This is a genomic window from Thioclava litoralis (assembly GCF_045278885.1).
GTDB lineage: Bacteria > Pseudomonadota > Alphaproteobacteria > Rhodobacterales > Rhodobacteraceae > Thioclava > Thioclava litoralis.
The window spans coordinates 1,650,390-1,666,879 of record NZ_CP135443.1 but is presented as its reverse complement, the minus strand read 5'-3'; the positions used below and the strand labels follow the sequence as shown (position 1 = coordinate 1,666,879).

General features: G+C 62.2%; 17 protein-coding genes. 11 read left to right on the top strand and 6 right to left on the bottom strand.

From position 1 onward, the window contains the following. The first annotated feature begins 146 nt into the window (after positions 1-146). Positions 147-1,076, top strand: a complete 930-nt coding sequence (locus tag RPE78_RS08135; protein WP_339109004.1) for an AEC family transporter — start codon at positions 147-149, stop codon at positions 1,074-1,076. 331 nt (positions 1,077-1,407) lie between these two features. Then, the gene (locus RPE78_RS08130) at positions 1,408-2,433 is read left to right on the top strand and encodes a Hint domain-containing protein (RefSeq protein ID WP_406720261.1); all 1,026 of its coding nucleotides are present in this window, start codon (positions 1,408-1,410) and stop codon (positions 2,431-2,433) included. Between the two features lie 31 nt (positions 2,434-2,464). On the opposite strand, the gene lepA is transcribed toward RPE78_RS08130, so the two are convergent. Continuing rightward, positions 2,465-4,264, bottom strand: coding sequence for a translation elongation factor 4 (gene lepA, locus RPE78_RS08125; RefSeq protein ID WP_339109002.1), 1,800 nt, complete (start codon positions 4,262-4,264; stop codon positions 2,465-2,467). A 205-nt stretch (positions 4,265-4,469) separates the two neighbouring features. Between lepA and RPE78_RS08120 the strand changes: the two genes are divergently transcribed. Then, positions 4,470-4,658, top strand: coding sequence for a heavy-metal-associated domain-containing protein (locus tag RPE78_RS08120; protein ID WP_406720260.1), 189 nt, complete (start codon positions 4,470-4,472; stop codon positions 4,656-4,658). Between the two features lie 128 nt (positions 4,659-4,786). Beyond that, positions 4,787-5,095 carry a hypothetical protein gene (locus RPE78_RS08115; protein ID WP_339109000.1) on the top strand — a complete coding sequence of 103 codons (309 nt, stop codon included), beginning with the start codon at positions 4,787-4,789 and terminating at the stop codon, positions 5,093-5,095. Positions 5,096-5,146: 51 nt separating this feature from the next. Here the strand turns inward: RPE78_RS08115 and RPE78_RS08110 are convergent, their stop codons facing one another. Continuing rightward, positions 5,147-5,596, bottom strand: coding sequence for a low molecular weight protein-tyrosine-phosphatase (locus RPE78_RS08110; protein ID WP_339108999.1), 450 nt, complete (start codon positions 5,594-5,596; stop codon positions 5,147-5,149). Between the two features lie 27 nt (positions 5,597-5,623). On the opposite strand from RPE78_RS08110, the gene RPE78_RS08105 reads away from it, so the two are divergent. From RPE78_RS08105 to RPE78_RS08090, 4 genes are all read left to right on the top strand, one after another. Beyond that, the gene (locus RPE78_RS08105; RefSeq protein ID WP_339108998.1) at positions 5,624-6,325 is read left to right on the top strand and encodes an NAD-dependent deacylase; all 702 of its coding nucleotides are present in this window, start codon (positions 5,624-5,626) and stop codon (positions 6,323-6,325) included. Positions 6,326-6,499: 174 nt separating this feature from the next. After that, entirely contained in the window at positions 6,500-6,787 is a 288-nt protein-coding gene (gene rpmB, locus RPE78_RS08100) for a 50S ribosomal protein L28 (protein ID WP_339108997.1), read from the top strand. Positions 6,788-6,917: 130 nt separating this feature from the next. Next, positions 6,918-7,268 carry a hypothetical protein gene (locus RPE78_RS08095; protein WP_339108996.1) on the top strand — a complete coding sequence of 117 codons (351 nt, stop codon included), beginning with the start codon at positions 6,918-6,920 and terminating at the stop codon, positions 7,266-7,268. A 48-nt stretch (positions 7,269-7,316) separates the two neighbouring features. Next, on the top strand, positions 7,317-7,856 hold the full coding sequence (locus tag RPE78_RS08090) for a copper chaperone PCu(A)C (protein ID WP_406720259.1): 540 nt from the start codon (positions 7,317-7,319) through the stop codon (positions 7,854-7,856). A gap of 33 nt (positions 7,857-7,889) precedes the next feature. On the opposite strand, the gene meaB is transcribed toward RPE78_RS08090, so the two are convergent. Then, positions 7,890-8,867, bottom strand: a complete 978-nt coding sequence (gene meaB / locus RPE78_RS08085) for a methylmalonyl Co-A mutase-associated GTPase MeaB (RefSeq protein ID WP_406720258.1) — start codon at positions 8,865-8,867, stop codon at positions 7,890-7,892. A gap of 148 nt (positions 8,868-9,015) precedes the next feature. On the opposite strand from meaB, the gene RPE78_RS08080 reads away from it, so the two are divergent. Both RPE78_RS08080 and hrpB read left to right on the top strand, forming a co-directional pair. Continuing rightward, the gene (locus RPE78_RS08080; RefSeq protein WP_406720257.1) at positions 9,016-9,750 is read left to right on the top strand and encodes a DUF3108 domain-containing protein; all 735 of its coding nucleotides are present in this window, start codon (positions 9,016-9,018) and stop codon (positions 9,748-9,750) included. Positions 9,751-9,754: 4 nt separating this feature from the next. Next, complete coding sequence (gene hrpB, locus RPE78_RS08075) at positions 9,755-12,190, top strand: ATP-dependent helicase HrpB (RefSeq protein WP_406720256.1); 2,436 nt, start codon at positions 9,755-9,757, stop codon at positions 12,188-12,190. A gap of 29 nt (positions 12,191-12,219) precedes the next feature. Here hrpB and RPE78_RS08070 read toward each other — a convergent pair whose 3' ends face one another. Together RPE78_RS08070 and hemF are read right to left on the bottom strand one after the other, a co-directional pair. Continuing rightward, positions 12,220-14,103 carry a DEAD/DEAH box helicase gene (locus RPE78_RS08070; RefSeq protein ID WP_406720255.1) on the bottom strand — a complete coding sequence of 628 codons (1,884 nt, stop codon included), beginning with the start codon at positions 14,101-14,103 and terminating at the stop codon, positions 12,220-12,222. Positions 14,104-14,219: 116 nt separating this feature from the next. Further along, positions 14,220-15,116: an oxygen-dependent coproporphyrinogen oxidase gene (hemF, locus tag RPE78_RS08065; protein WP_406720254.1), complete on the bottom strand. Its 897-nt coding sequence runs from the start codon at positions 15,114-15,116 to the stop codon at positions 14,220-14,222. Between the two features lie 125 nt (positions 15,117-15,241). On the opposite strand from hemF, the gene RPE78_RS08060 reads away from it, so the two are divergent. After that, positions 15,242-15,661 (top strand): hypothetical protein, encoded by a 420-nt coding sequence (locus tag RPE78_RS08060; RefSeq protein WP_339108989.1) that lies wholly within the window; start codon positions 15,242-15,244, stop codon positions 15,659-15,661. Here the strand turns inward: RPE78_RS08060 and RPE78_RS08055 are convergent, their stop codons facing one another. Beyond that, positions 15,662-16,471 (bottom strand): SDR family NAD(P)-dependent oxidoreductase, encoded by an 810-nt coding sequence (locus RPE78_RS08055; RefSeq protein WP_406720253.1) that lies wholly within the window; start codon positions 16,469-16,471, stop codon positions 15,662-15,664. It abuts the gene before it with no gap. Between the last annotated feature and the right edge of the window lie 19 nt (positions 16,472-16,490).

Here is a 16,490-nt window from a genome sequence, read left to right as displayed (position 1 = left end):
TGCCGCGCATTCCCTGCCTAATTCGCAGCTAGGGAAAACCGGTCAAGACCGAAACCGACATTTTAGCGCCAAAAGAGGGATTTCATTCACGTTGCACCCCGTTTCTTGCATGCTATCAAGGCAAGGCGAGAGAAACGGTGCCCCCGATGTCTGACATTATTCGCCTGATCTTACCGATTTACATCCTGATTGTGGTGGGCTTCGTCCTGATCCGCATCCGCTATATCGCGGCGGCAGATCTGCGCGGCGCAGGGCGGCTGGTGATCCGGTTTTTCCTGCCGCTTGTGGTTTTTGCAGCCGTTGCGGCCGGAGATCATGACACGGCGCTGCATCCGGCTATTTTCATTTCCTACACGATCGGGTCACTGCTAAGCTACGGGCTGGGCTATGGCACAGCCTTGCTTGCAGGCAAGCCCCACGGCGTGCGCGCCTTCGAGGCAATGGGGTGTTCGTGCTCGAATTCGGCCTTTTTCGGCCTGCCGATCTCGACCTTCGTTTTCGGCCAGCAGATCGCTTTCGACATTTTCGCGATGGCACTTCTGATCGAAAACCTCATTATCACGCCATTGGCGGTCAGCGTGATCGAGGTGGAAAGCGGCCTGACATGGGCCAAGCTGCGGCGCCTGTTTGCCGGAATCCTGACCAACCCGCTGTTGATCGGTGCCCTGTCGGGACTGGTCTGGAAAGCAACGGGGCTCGGGCTGCCCACGGTGCTTCTGGAGGCGATCCGGCTGATGACCCCCGTGGCCGCGCCGATTGCCTTGCTGGCAGTTGGCGGCGCGGTGGCAGAGCTATCGCTCAAGACGTTCCGTTGGGGCGTGATCCGGATCACCCTTTGCAAACTGCTGGGCCATCCGCTGCTGGTCGGCGCAACCAGCCTGCTGTTTTTAGGCACCCATAGCGATCTGGGCACATTGCAAGCCGCAGCCATCGTCAATGCCGCCCTGCCCATGATGTCGGTCTATATGCTTTTCGGTATCCGCTTCCACCGCGAGGATGTTGCGGCCACGGCGCTGATTACCGCAACCGCGCTGTCCTTCTTCACGCTTTCGGCGCTCCTTTACCTGCTGCGCTAGCCCATAGCCCAGCCATGCTGCAAAAAACGGCATCCGCCCCCAATTCATCCGACCCTCTTTATCGGAATGAGCAGGTTTACCGATACATCATCAGGTCAGCGCATAAAATGACGCCATTTCGCGAAGCGTGGGTTGTCAAACATTTCAATTCATAGATTTTTTGATAAGGTGGGATTTCAACAAAAGACTCACCTTCCGCCACCGCCCTTATGGTCAACCTTGCGGCTTTTGTCGCTCGGTGGCAGTTTCCGTATCGCTTTTGTCCCGTTTTTCTACCTCATTGCCCGATAGCCAGTGCCCTGTTGATCAGACACGTCTTCGGAGTTTCCCTATGACATTGCACCGGCAAGATTTCGGACTGGTCCAATCCTATACGGGCGGTTTGCTTGCCCCCGAGGCCGCCCCAAGAGCACGCAGTTTCCGGACCGAAAGCACAGGCGGCCTCCCGTTCGGGATGGGGGCCATCGGCACGGATCAAGACGATCATGCCCATCGGCAATGGTGCGGGAATACGCCCCGCTATGTCGGTAGCGGCACGGCCACGGCCCTCATCACATTGCAAGGCTACCGCCTGACGACCGGAACGCCTGTCGATGTCAGCGCATGGGACGTGGCGGGCACCAGCTATGTCTGCTATCCGGACGCCGGTCCCGAAACGCTGCTTGCCGCGCTCCTCGAAGCCGCTTGTACCGATGCGGGTCTATGCGGCCTCGGTATTGCGGCACTCCGACGCCTGATCCTGGCAGACGCGCGGTTGCAATTTACCCTCAGCAACCAGAATGCATTGCGGTTTCCCCTATGTTTCGGGGCGGGCACACTGATCGACACACTCTACGGGCCGCGCCCTGTTGAAACGCTCCAAAAGGGGGATTTCGTGCAGACCGCCGATCACGGGCCGCAACCGATCCTCTGGATCGGGCATCGCCGTGTCGAGGCGAAAGACCGTTTTGCGCCCATCCGTTTTGCCGCAGGGACGCTTGGCAACACGCAGCCGCTTGAGGTGTCGCAACAGCACCGGATGCTGATGCGCGGCTGGCAGGCCGAATGTCTGTTTGACGAGGACGAGGTGCTTGTCTGCGCAAGCGATCTCCAGAACGACCGCACGATCTATATCCGGCAAGGCGGGATGGTCGATTATTTCCATCTGCTCTTCGACGCCCACGAAATCATCTCGGCCAATGGCATTCCGTCCGAAAGCTTCCACCCCGGTCAGGCCGGACTGGCCAGTCTGCAACAGCCACAGCGTCGCGCTTTCCTGCAGCTTTTCCCAGAGCTTGCCGCATCGCCGCCCGCGCTTGCCCGCCCCTGTCTGACCGCGCATGAGGGCCGAATGCTTGCCGATTATCTGGGCCTGTAAAACAAAACCGCCCCCGAGGGGGGCGGCGATGTCAATCATCCATTTTGAGCGCGGCGATAAAGGCCGATTGCGGAATTTCGACCTTGCCGAACTGCCGCATCTTCTTCTTACCGGCTTTCTGCTTTTCAAGCAGCTTCTTCTTCCGCGTCGCGTCCCCGCCATAACATTTGGCGGTCACGTCCTTGCGCATGGCCGAAAGGGTCTCGCGCGCGATCACGCGGGCACCGATCGCGGCCTGAATCGGAATCTTGAACATATGCCGCGGAATCAGGTCCTTCAGCTTCTCGCACATCGCACGGCCACGCGCTTCTGCACGGTCGCGATGGACCATGATCGCCAGCGCATCCACCGGCTCGTCATTCACGAGGATCGACATTTTCACAAGGAAATCCTCACGATAGCCGATCAGCTGATAATCGAAGGACGCATAGCCCTTGGTCACCGATTTCAGACGGTCATAAAAGTCGAAGACCACCTCGGACAGCGGCAGGTCATAAACCGCCATCGCGCGCGAGCCCGCATAGGTCAGGTCCATCTGGATCCCGCGACGGTCCTGACACAGCTTGAGCACATCGCCCAGATATTCGTCGGGCACCATGATCGTGGCCTTGATACGCGGCTCTTCGATATGGTCGACATAGGTCAGATCCGGCATATCCGCGGGGTTATGCAGGTCGATGACCTCGCCATCCTTCATATGCAGCTTGAACACCACCGAGGGCGCCGTTGTGATCAGGTCCAGATCATATTCGCGTTCCAGACGGTCGCGGATCACCTCGAGGTGCAAAAGACCAAGGAAGCCACACCGGAAGCCGAACCCAAGCGCCGCCGAGGTCTCCATCTCGGCACTGAAGGACGCGTCGTTCAGCTGGAGCTTTTCGATCGCGTCACGCAAGGCCTCGAAATCGGCAGCATCAACGGGGAACAGACCACAGAACACCACCGGAATCGACGGTTTGAAGCCCGGAAGCGGTTGCGCACAGGGCTTTTTGTCATGGGTGATCGTATCGCCCACCTTGGTGTCGCGCACCTGCTTGATCGAGGCGGTAAACACCCCGATCTCGCCCGGACCCAGCTCGGCAATATCGACCATCTGCGGTTTGAGCACGGACAGGCGGTCCAGCTTATAGGTGGCGCCCGTCTTCATCATCTTGATCTGGTCGCCCTTCTTGATCACGCCATCCATGACGCGGATCAGAACGACAACGCCCAGATAGCTGTCATACCAGCTATCGACCAGCATGGCCTTCAGCGGTGCGTCCCGCTCGCCCTTGGGCGCGGGCAGACGGTGGACAATGGCTTCCAGCACATCGGGGATACCAAGGCCGGTCTTGGCCGAGATTTCCACGGCATCCGACGCATCGATGCCGATCACGTCTTCGATGTTTTCCTTCACCCGTTCCGGATCGGCGGCGGGAAGGTCGATCTTGTTGAGGACCGGCACAATTTCATGGTCGGCATCAATGGCCTGATAGACATTGGCCAGCGTCTGCGCCTCGACGCCCTGCGAGGCATCGACCACCAGAAGCGAGCCCTCAACGGCCTGCATGGAGCGCGAGACCTCATAGGCGAAGTCGACGTGGCCGGGGGTGTCGATCAGGTTCAGGATGTAGGTTTTGCCATCCTTCGCCGGATATTCGATCCGGACAGAGTTCGCCTTGATCGTAATACCGCGCTCGCGCTCGATATCCATCGCATCAAGAAGCTGTGCCTTCATGTCACGTTCGGCCACCGTCCCGGTCATCTGGATGAGCCGGTCGGCGAGAGTGGATTTACCGTGGTCGATATGCGCCACGATGGAGAAATTGCGAATACGGTCGAGATCGGTCATGGCGCGCGATATATATAGGTTTCGACGTTGCGGGAAGAGAAATTCACAGGGCAGGCCCTAAGCTACCCGAGAATGACCCGCTATGGCCTGTGGAAAAGTGTTTGGCAAGCCTTCCGCGCATGTCACGGGGCCAATTCATGCGAATCCATTGACCTTTCGCGAAGGCCGCGCAAGTTAAGGCAGGTATCATCCCAAGGAGACCGCCATGATCCTGTCCGTGCCCACTATGACCTGCAACCATTGCAAAGCGGCTGTCGAAAGCGCCATCGAAGAGGTTGGCGGCAAGGCGGACGTCTTTCTGGAAGACAAAGAGGTCGAAGTCACCGGCCTGCCCCCCGAGACCGTTCTGGCAGCCCTGAAAGGCGCGGGCTATCCGGCAGAAATCGTCGAATAAGACTTCACGTTCCGGCGAGCGGCACATGCGAGCTTTGAGATGTCATTCATATTTTGTTAACTATCTTGGCAAATTAAAGATGTGCGAGCAGCGCCCATAAAATCGACCCAAAAACATCGAGGCAGAGCATGAAAAACGTCATCCGGATCGCAGCCACTGCGTTCACCCTGAGCCTGTGCATGGGCTCCATCGCCAAGGCCGGCCCGCTGGACCGCGCCTGCCAGCAAGGCGGACGCACCTCGAATTCCGAGCTGTGCAGCTGCATCCAGAATGTCGCGGACATCACGCTCAGCAATAGCGACCAACGCCGCGCCGCCAAGTTTTTCACCGACCCCGACAAAGCCCAGGAGGTCCGCACCTCCAGCCGCCCCTCCGATACGGACTTCTGGGCGCGCTACAAGAATTTCGTTTCTGCGGCAGAGGGCTATTGCGGCTAAGCTGCATCGCTCTGCATATGGATCGGGCCGGTTTTCCGGCCCGTTTTCGTCTCAGCCCCGCGCCTGAAGACGCTCTATCACATGCCGGGACCCCGCCTCGATCAGATGCAGGACCCCGTCGAAATCACGGGTATAATAGGGGTCCGGCACCTCGCCCGCGGCCAGATCCTCCGGCAGGAACAGCCGCAGCTCCGCCCCGCCAGAGCGCGGCGCCAAAGCGCGGGCATCCGCCAGATTTTGCCGGTCCATCGCCAGAATCAGATCGAATCGGGTAAAATCCGCAGCCTGCAACTGGCGGGCGCGCAAATCCGACAGATCATAGCCACACGCCCGTGCCGCAGCTTGCATCGGGCCATAGGGCGGTTCGCCCACATGCCAGCCACCGGTGCCCGCCGAATCGGTGACCACCGCCAGACCCGCCTCCCGCGCCATATCGCGAAACACGCCTTCGGCGGCAGGGGAGCGGCAGATATTGCCTAAGCAGAGAAACAGGATACGCATAGGAGGACCCTAAAGCAGGAGAATACTATGGCCAAGCCCGTACAGAAGATCGTGATTCTCACCGGTGCCGGTATTTCCGCCGAAAGCGGCATCCGCACCTTCCGCGCGTCGGACGGGCTATGGGAAGATCACCGGATCGAGGATGTGGCCACGCCGGAAGGGTTTGAGGCCGACCCGGAGCTGGTGCATGAATTCTATAACATGCGCCGCGCGGCCTCCAGTGCCGCCCAGCCCAATGCCGCCCATATCGCGCTGGCCAGACTTGCGGCCGACCCGCGCTATGAGGTGCTGATTGTCACGCAGAATGTGGATGACCTGCATGAAAGAGGCGGTTCGCAAAATGTCATCCATATGCATGGCAGCCTGTATGGCGCGCTGTGCCATGCCTGCGGCGCACGCTGGCCCGCGCCCGAGGTGATGCAGGCCAGCACCCCCTGCCCCGAATGCGGCCAGCGCGCCACCCGCCCCGATATCGTCTGGTTCGGCGAGATGCCCTACCGCATGGACGAAATCTGGACGGCCCTGCGCGCCGCGGATCTGTTCGTCTCGATCGGGACCTCGGGCAATGTCTATCCGGCGGCGGGGTTCGTACAGGATGCTTCGCGGGCCGGAGTGGCCACGCTGGAACTGAACCTTGACCCCTCTTCGGGGACGTCACGTTTTGACGAATCCCGTCATGGTCCTGCCACAGAACTTGTGCCAGACTGGGTGGACAAGCTGCTGGCATAGGCAAACTGCGCAAAAACCTGCAGGGGAGGCGGCGTATTCAGCGATGAATCGCTTGACCTGAGCCGCATTTACTCGTATTTCCCGCGGACAGAATTCTGGGCGCTGCTCTTGCGGCGCCTTCATATGTTGCGAAAACGGGCGATCTTCGCCCATATGGAAACAAAGGATGATGCCATGTCGCGCGTTTGCGAACTAACCGGCAAAGGCCCGATGACGGGCAACACTGTAAGCCACGCGAACAACAAGTCGCGTCGCCGCTTCCTGCCGAACCTCAATGATGTAAGCCTGATCTCCGAGACCCTCGGTCAGTCGTTCAAGCTGCGCGTCTCGGCTCATGGCCTGCGCTCGGTCGACCACCGTGGCGGTCTGGATGCGTTCCTTGCAAAAGCAAAAGACGCAGACCTGTCGGTCAACGCTCTGAAAATCAAAAAGGCCATCGTCAAGGCACAGGCAGCAGCCTGATCCCTGCGATCCTGACGGATTTCCGAACCCCGTGCCTCAGGCGCGGGGTTTTTCATTACGACGACACGGCCAAGTTGATTGAAATCATTTGGCCGGCAGGATGGCACATCCTATAACCCGTTCCATGAGAATGCTGCGGCAACTGCCCTTTCTGATCCTTTTTCTGGCAGCTGTCTTCGCGCTGACCAGCGTTGAATTCGCGTCAGCACGTGGCCAGACCCGTGCGGCAGGCCAGATCGTGCTCTGTAGCGGTCAGGGGCTGGTCACTGTCACGGTCGACGCCAATGGCACGCCGATTCGCCATGTGAAGATCTGTCCGGATATGGCGTTGGCGCTTCTGGCATCGCTTGTACCGACAGCGCCGGCGCTTATCCGCCCCGAGGGTATGCACCGTTTCGCCCCTGCTCCGATCACGGCGCGCCTGCGCGGCACGCATTCCGTTCCTCCCAAAGCGCGCGATCCTCCTGCCTCGGTCGTCTGACATCCGTTTCTGTTACCGACATCCGACGCGATCTTTCAGGAGAGTTCCATGATCCGCTCTATGCTTCTGGCCGCCACGGCCACCCTTGCCTTTGGCCTGCCCGCTTTTGCTGATGGCATCCTTATCCATGACGCCTATATGCGCGTCTCTTCCCCCGTCGCCAAATCCGGCGCGGCCTTCATGACCATCGAGAACCAGTCCGACACCGCCGACCAGCTTGTTGCGGCGCATTCCGACATTGCCGACCGGACCGAGCTACATACCCATAAGGAAGCCGCCGACGGCATGATGCAGATGCTGGCCGTACCGGAAGGATTCGCCATTCCGGCGCAGGGCACGCATGCGCTGGCCCGCGGGGGCGACCATATCATGTTCATGGGATTGAAAGCCCCGCTGAAAGAGGGCGATCATGTGCAGGTCGTGCTCGATTTCAAAAACGCCGATCCGGTCACAGTCGATATGAAAGTCACGATGGGCGAAGCCGGTATGGATCATAGCGCGATGCATGGTCAGAGCGCCATGCAGGGCCAGAACGCTATGCAGGGAATGTCGCATAGCGGCATGAACCATATGTCTCAGGGCAACTGACCCACCGCAAAGATGCGCCCTTCAGGGCGCATTTCAGCCCAGCAGGTTCAGCATACTGGCGGCCGCCACCGCAGGCGCGGTCCGGCCCTGCGCGACCTGATCCCCCAATCCGGCCATCTTCGCACGGATCTCGGGGTCGGTGCGAAGGCGGGCAAGCAGCCCCTCACGCACCTCGGCCTCGAACCAGTGGCGGGCCTGCTCGGCGCGGCGGGTGGCAAAGAACCCCTCCTCCTTGCGCCACTGCGCCAAGGCGCAGATCTCGTCCCATGCTTTTTCCAGCCCCGCCTCTTCCAGCGCGGAAACCGCCATCGCCTTGGGAAAGCCTTCGGGATCTTGCGGGCGCTTGCGCAAAAGCCGCAGCGCACCGGCATAATCGGCCACCGTGCGCATTGCCGTCATCTTCAGGTCCCCGTCGGCCTTATTCACCAGCAGGATGTCGGCCATCTCCATGATGCCGCGTTTGACGCCCTGCAATTCATCGCCCCCCGCAGGGGCCATCAGCAGCACGAAAAGATCGACCATATCGGCCACCAGCGTCTCGGACTGCCCCACCCCGACCGTCTCGATCAGGATCAGGTCGAAGCCCGCCGCCTCGCACAGCAGGATCGCCTCGCGGGTGCGCCGCGCCACGCCCCCCAGATGCGCCTGCGACGGCGAGGGGCGGATAAAGGCGTTGGGGTCGCGCGAGAGCTGCTCCATCCGCGTCTTGTCGCCAAGGATCGACCCGCCCGAACGCGCCGAAGACGGGTCCACCGCCAGCACGGCCACCTTCTTGCCCTGCCCTGTCAGCATCAGACCGAAGCTCTCGATAAAGGTCGATTTGCCCACACCGGGCGTGCCCGAAAGCCCGACCCGCAGCGCGGCCCCCTGACCGGCCAGCATATCCAGCAGCCGCAAGGCCTCGGCCCGATGGTCGGCACGGTTCGATTCGATCAAGGTAATGCCACGCGCCAAAGCGCGCCTGTCACCCGCAAGAATTCCCTGAGCCAGATCCTCGGCGGTATTGCGCATAGCTTTCCTCCCATCGGCCAATCGTCGCTACCAAGCGTAAAGATGTGAGCATGTGTGAAACGCTCTCTGTTTCTTGCATCGCGCAAAAGGTATATGTCCAGCCCATAGCCGAAAGGGCTGCAGATTTCGTCACGACGAAAGGACCATCATGAGATCACGGATTGCGCGCAAAATCGGCCTCGCCACAACACTGGCCCTGCTGGCCTTCGGGCAGATGGCACGGGCCGACCAGAGCGACCAGATCGTGTTCGATGTGCAGCTCAAGGGGCTGAAAGCGGGCGAATTGCTGATCAATGGCAAGGTCGAGAATAACGGCTACGGGGCCAATGGCACGTTGCAGACCTCGGGCCTGCTGGGGTTCCTGCGCAAGCTGCGCTATGATGCCACCACCAGCGGACATATCACCGGCAGCCGCTTCACCCCGACCCGCTATGTCGAAAAAGCCGACACCCCCGACCGCGACCGCGTCTCCACGATGGTCTATAACCGCGGCACGCCGATTTCGGTCAGTCAGGAGCCGCCGCGCAAGCCCCGCAGCACCGATCTGGACCCGACCCAGCAGCATGGCACGGTTGATCCGCTGACCGCGCTTTATTCGGTGCTGCGCTCGGTGACCCCCGATGAGGCCTGCAACCGCTCCGAGCAGATCTTTGATGGCACCCGCCGCAGTCAGGTCACGCTGAATGCGCCGCAAAAGCAGGGCAATACCGTGGTCTGCACCGGCGAATACCGCCGCCTTGCGGGGTTCTCGAAATCGGACATGGCCAAGAAATCCGTCTTCCCCTTCACGCTGACCTATAGCCCGACGGGCAACGGGCGGCTGGAAGTGACCGAGATCACCACCGACACGATCTATGGCGAAGGCCGTCTGAAACGGCGCTGATCCCGTGACCCGCCTGCCGATAGACACCGTCCTGCCCGAGCTGCAACAGGCCATCGCCCGCGAGGGTCGCGCCGTCCTGATGGCGCCGCCCGGGGCGGGCAAAACCACGCGGGTGCCACTGGCGCTGATGGATCAGGTCAAGGGCCGCATCCTGATGCTTGAACCCCGCCGTCTGGCCGCCCGCGCCGCCGCCGAGCGCATGGCCGACACTTTGGGCGAAACGGTGGGCCAGACCGTGGGCTACCGCATCCGTGGCGAGGCGAAGGTATCGAAAACCACCCGTATCGAGGTGGTCACCGAGGGCATTCTGACCCGCATGATTCAATCCGACCCCGAGCTTTCGGGCGTGGGCTGCGTGATCTTTGACGAATTCCACGAACGCTCGCTGAATGCCGATCTGGGGCTGGCCCTGGTTTGGGAGGTGCGCGGCGCGCTGCGCGACGATCTGGCGGTGGTGGTGATGTCGGCCACGCTGGACGCGGGTCCGGTGGCGGCCATGCTGGAGGATGCGCCGGTGGTGGTGTCGGAAGGCCGCGCCTTTCCGGTAGAAACCCGCTGGCTGGACCGCCCCGTAGACCGGACAATGCGCTTTGAACCTGCTCTTGCGGGGCTGATCGAACAAGCCGCCGCCGAGACCACAGGCAGCATCCTTGCCTTCCTTCCGGGAGAAGGCGAAATCCGCCGTGTCGAGGGGCTTTTGGCGGGCCGTCTGCCTGCTGATGTGACCATCCGCCCGCTTTTTGGCGCGATGGAATTTGCCGCTCAACGTGCCGCGATCGAGCCTGCGAAAACGGGGCGTAAACTGGTGCTGGCGACCTCGATTGCCGAGACCTCGCTGACCATTCAGGATGTGCGCGTGGTGATCGACGGGGGCCGCGCCCGCCGGATGCGCTTTGACGCGGGTTCGGGCATGGCGCGTCTGGTGACCGAACCCGTCAGCCGCGCCGAGGCTGAACAGCGTCGGGGCCGTGCGGGCCGTGTGGCCGAGGGCATCTGCTACCGCCTCTGGACCAAAGGCGCCGAGGGGGCGCTGCCTGCCTTCCCGCCCGCCGAAATCGAGGTGGCCGATCTGTCGGGCCTTGCGCTGGAGCTGGCGCAATGGGGGTCTGACGGCAGCGATCTGGCCTTTCTGACACCGCCTCCCGCGCCTGCGCTGGCCGAGGCGCGGAGCCTGCTGGAAGGTCTGGGCGCGCTGGAGGGCATCAGCCTGACGCCCCACGGGCAGGCTTTGGCCCGCCTGCCGCTGCATCCGCGCCTTGGCCATATGCTGCTGAAGGCGGGCAAAGGTGCCGCCGATCTGGCCGCGCTTCTGGCCGAGCGTGACCCTCTGCGCGGGGCGCCTGCCGATCTGACCCTGCGCCTGAAGGCGGTGCGCGACCCGAAGGGCTTTGCCGCCGATCATCCTTGGCAGCCCCATCGCGGCACGGTCGAACGTATCCGCCAAGAGGCCCGCCGTCTGGCGAAGATGGTCGATCATAGCACAGCACTAGAGCCCGCCGAGATGGCCGCGCTTGCCTATCCCGACCGCGTGGGGCTGCGCCGTTCGGGCGACCAACCGCGCTATGTACTCTCGGGCGGCAAGGGCGTGCAGGTGGCCGATGGCGACCCGCTTGGCTCGGCCCGTCTGATTGTCGCCACCGATACCAATGGCGACCCGCGCGAGGCCATGCTGCGCCAAGGCACCCAGATTTCCGAGGCACAGATCCGCGGGCTGTTTAGCGAGAAGATCCAATGGGTTGATCTTTGCGAATGGTCGCGCCGCGAGGGCCGTGTGGTCGCTCGCAAGCAGGAGCGTTTCGGCGCTTTGGTGCTGGATGACCGGATCTGGAAGGACGCCCCGCGCGAGGCGATTGCCCGTGGGGCGCTGGACGGCATCCGCCAGATCGGCCTGCCCTTCTCCGATGCCGCGCGGCGCTTTCAGGCGCGTGTGCAACTGCTGCACCAAGAGGGCGCAGAACTTCCCGCCTTTGACGACGCTTCCCTGATGGAACGCGCCGAGGACTGGCTTCTGCCCTATCTGGGTGGCAAGCGGACGGAGTCGGACCTGCGCAAGATGGATATCACCGACGCCCTGCGCGGCCATCTTGATTGGGAGCAGTTGCAACTGGTCGACCGCCTTGCGCCTGCGCATTTTGAGACCCCTCTGGGGCGGCGCGTGCCCATCGACTATAGCGGCGAACATCCCGGCATCGAGATCCGCCTGCAGGAGATGTTCGGCGTGACGGCGCATCCCAGCATCGGCCCCAAACGCCTGCCGCTGCGGGTGACGCTGCTATCGCCCGGCCATAAGCCGATACAGGTGACGCTGGATATTCCGGGCTTCTGGGACGGGTCCTATGCGGATGTGCGCAAGGATATGCGCGGGCGCTACCCCAAACACCCTTGGCCCGAAAACCCGCGCGAGGCCGACCCGACGCTGCGTGCCAAACCCCGAAACTGAAAAGGCGGCCCCGAGAGGCCGCCCTTTTATTACTTCTTGCCAGGCTTGCCGTATTTGGCTTTCGGCTTGCCCTTATCCTTGGGGTTCGGCTTGTCTTTGAAGGACTTGCCGGCGGGCTTGCTGAACTTGCCCGCTTTCCCTTCGCCCACTTCGTCGCGGCTTTTCCACGACTTGCGCGGCGCGCCATCGTCGGAACCACCCTTGCGATGCGGCTTCTTGAACTCGCGGTCTCCGCGCTCCGCACGATCACCAAAATCACGACGCGGGCCGCCCGGCTTGCGGTCCCATTTCGCGGGGCGCGGGTTCGGACGGTCAAGACCCTCGGGGGCTTTGTCCAGCACATCCACACCGCATTTATCCTCCAGCGACCGCTCGGGGCCGACAGATTGCAGGAAGCGGTCAGCCGCATCAGCATGGATCTGCACGAAGGTATGGTCGTTCATGATACGGATCGCACCGATGTCACGGCGGGTCAGATCGCCCGCGCGGCAAAGCATCGGCAAGAGCCATTTCGGATCGGTGCCGCTGTCACGGCCCATCGACAGGCGCATCCAGGTCGACCGCTCGAACTCGACCTTCGCACGCGGTTTCGGCCCGTCCACGCTGATCGGGGTGATGTCTTCCGGCGCGGAACGCCCCGCAATGAAGGCACGCGCCACGGCTGCGGCCAGTTCGGTCGCGTCGAACCGTTTGAGCAGCGCCTGAACCGCCTCTTTCTCGTCGTCCTGAATGGGCTCGACCAGCGACGGTTGTTCCAGCATCCGCACACGATCCCGCTCCAGCACTTCCTCGGCCGAGGGCGCGGGTGCCCAGTCTGCGGTGAGGTTGGCGAATTTCAACAGGCGCTCGGCCTTGGCCTTGATGTTGATCGGCACGACCAGAGCGGACACACCCTTGGAGCCCGCACGCCCCGTCCGGCCAGACCGGTGCAGAAGCGCCTCTTTGTTTTGCGGCAGATCGGCATGGATCACCAGTTCCAGACCCGGAAGGTCGATCCCGCGCGCGGCCACATCGGTGGCGATACAGACACGGGCACGGCCATCGCGCATCATCTGCAGCGCGCGCGAACGTTCCTCCTGGCTGAGCTCGCCCGACAGAGCCACCACGGCAAAGCCACGGTTGAGCAGCTTGGTCGTCAGATGGGTCACCATCGCGCGGGTGCCACAGAAGACAATCGCGTTGCGGGCCTCGTAGAAGCGCAGCAGGTTGATGATGGCGTTCTCGCGATCCGAACGGTCCACAACCAGCGCGCGATACTCGATATCGCTGTGCTGGGCCTTACGGTCGATGGTCGAGATCCGCTGCGCATCTTTCTGGAAGGTGCCAGCCAGACGCTCGATCTCGGGCGAAACGGTGGCCGAGAACATCAGCGTGCGACGCTCTTCGGGGGCTTCGTTCAGAATGAATTCCAGATCCTCGCGGAAGCCCAGATCCAGCATCTCGTCGGCCTCGTCCAGAACCGCAACCTGCAGTTCCGACAGATCCAGCGCACCACGGCGGATGTGGTCGCAGATACGGCCCGGCGTCCCCACGACGATATGCGCCCCGCGTTCCAGCGCACGGCGTTCGTTGCGCGGGTCCATACCGCCAACCGCGCCTGCGATGATCATGCCAGCGGCGCCATAGAGCCATTCGAATTCGCGTTTCACCTGCAGCGCCAGCTCGCGCGTCGGCGCGATCACGATGGCACGCGGCACATCGGCGCGGGTAGGCACACCCTCGGCCAGAAGCTGCGCCGACATGGCCAGACCGAAGGCCACGGTTTTCCCCGAGCCGGTCTGCGCCGAGACCAGAAGATCCTTATCCGCCAGAGCAGGGTCACCCACAGCAGTTTGCACGGGGGTGAGGGTTTCGTAGCCTTTCTTCTCCAGCGCGGAGGCAAGCGCGGGGTGAATGGCGATATCAATGCTCATGGCGGGGACTTTCGGGTCTGGAATGGAACGGGCGCACTCAACTGCGGCGCAAGGGGCGGCTCATACGCCCTTTGCGGCCTTCTGTATAGGGGGAATCTGCGCCTTTGGTTACGCGCTCACACCCATTTGGCTATCGGCGGAAGGCTCATCAAGACCGCATCGGCATTGTGACCGGTTTCCAGACCGAACTTCGTTCCCCGATCGTAGACCAGATTATATTCGGCATAAAGCCCGCGATGGATAAATTGCGCCTCGCGGTCGGCCTCGGTCCAAGGCTGGTTGCGGCGTTTTTCGGTCACCGGCAGAAACGCCTTGAGGAAAGCGCGGCCCACATCCTGCGTGAAGGCGAAATCCTTGGCCCAATCGCCGGTGTTCAGATCGTCATAGAAGATGCCGCCCACACCACGGGCGCGATTACGGTGCGGGATATAGAAATACTCATCCGCCCAGTCCTTGAACCGCGGGTAGTAGCTTGCGTCATGCCCGTCACAGGCCGCCTTGAGCGCTGCGTGGAATTCGGCGGTGTCCTCGTCATATTCGATGCAAGGGTTCAGATCCGCCCCACCGCCGAACCACCATGCGCCCGGCGTCCAGAACATGCGGGTATTCATATGCACCGCAGGGGTTTGCGGGTTCTGCATATGCGCCACAAGGCTGATCCCCGAGGCCCAGAAGCGCGGGTCATCCGCCATCCCCGGCACGCCACGGGCGGCCATCGCCTTTTGCGCGCGCTCGCCCAATGTGCCCCAGACGGTCGAGATATTGACGCCCACCTTCTCGAAAACACGGCCGCCGCGCATGACGCTCATCTTGCCGCCGCCGTGGTCCTCGCCATTGGGGCCCGTGCGAACGGTGGGTGTGACCTCGAAACGGCCTGCGGGCGCTTCGGCATGGGGGCCTGTGACCTGACTGTCCTCCAGCCCCTCGAAGGCCGCCACGATCTTGTCGCGCAAATCGGAAAACCACTGGCTGGCGCGGGCTTTTTCGTCTTCGAACTGGGGCTGGTCGGTCATGGGGTCTCCTTTTCCTGCCCGCAGTCTTAGCGGGCCGCAGCGGCAGGAGCAAATAGCAGTTTGGTGCAAAGCCCCCTAGCCGACCGCAGAGGCAGAAGCTAAGCTGATGGCCGGAGGAGGATCCCATGACCCGCATTTTCACCCCCGCTCTGCTTGGCCTGAGCGCCCTTGGCCTGCTGGCCGCCTGCGGCACCCCGCAAGAGCGCTGCATCAACCGCTCCACCAAGGAAATCCGCGTGCTGAACGGGCTTCTGGAAGAGGTGAACGGCAATCTGGCACGCGGCTATGCGTGGGAAAGCTATGAGGTCGAGCGCCAGCATTTCGGGATATGCGGCTATGAAACGCATGAAACGAAAGACGGCAAGAAGATCCGCCGTCCTGTCCATTGCTGGAAAGAGGTCACCGAAACATTGCAACGCCGCGTGCCGATCGATCCGGCCTCCGAGACGCGCAAACGTGACGGGCTGGTGGCCAAGATCCAATCGCTCGAGCCGCAGGCGCGCGCGAATATCGCCGCCTGCAAGGCAACCTACCCCGAAGAGTGATCAGAAAACCGGAACCTGCACCGCATCCAGCAACCCGCGCCCGCCGTCGATGCGGATGATCTGGCCGGTGGTGAAGCTGGCCCCCGAGGACGCCAGAAACTGCACCGTCTCGGCCAGTTCATTCGGCGCGGCGATCCGGCCCAAGGGCGTGCCCTCGATGATCTCTTCGCGCCATTCGGCGTTTTCCTTCAGCGCGTCCTGCAAAGAGCGGCTCATGACAGAGGCAAAGCTGACCCCGTTTACCCGAATGCGATGCGGCGCCAAAGCCACGGCCAGCCCGCGCACCGCTTGTTCCTGCGCCGCACAGGCGATGGAATAGGCCAGCGTTTCGGGCTGCGAGCGCGTCGAGGCCAGCGTCGAGATATTGATGATCGACCCGATCTCGCCCTCGGTGCGCCCGTCTTTCTCGGCCTGCGCAATCATACGCTTGGCGGTCAGCTGGGAAATCCGCAGCGAGGATTTCATATTCTGCTGCAGCATGTCATCCAGCACGGTCTGGTCAGGGTCCAGCGGGTCGCAGGGCGTGAAGCAGCGGTTGGTATTGACCAGAATATCCACCCGATCAAAGGCATCGATGGTCGCCGACAGAAGATTCGCCACATTCAGCTTCTGGCACAGATCACCGGCAAAAGTCCGCACCGGCCCCTCGGATGTGTCGGTATCGGCGAATTCGTCCTTCAGACGGCTTTCGTCGATATCGGCAAACATCACATTGGCCCCGCGATCCACGAAATGGCGCGCAATGGCAAGCCCGATCCCGTGGGCCGCGCCCGTCACAATGGCGGTCTTGCCGGAAATGGAAAGCGACATGCAGTCTCCTGCGGAGTGG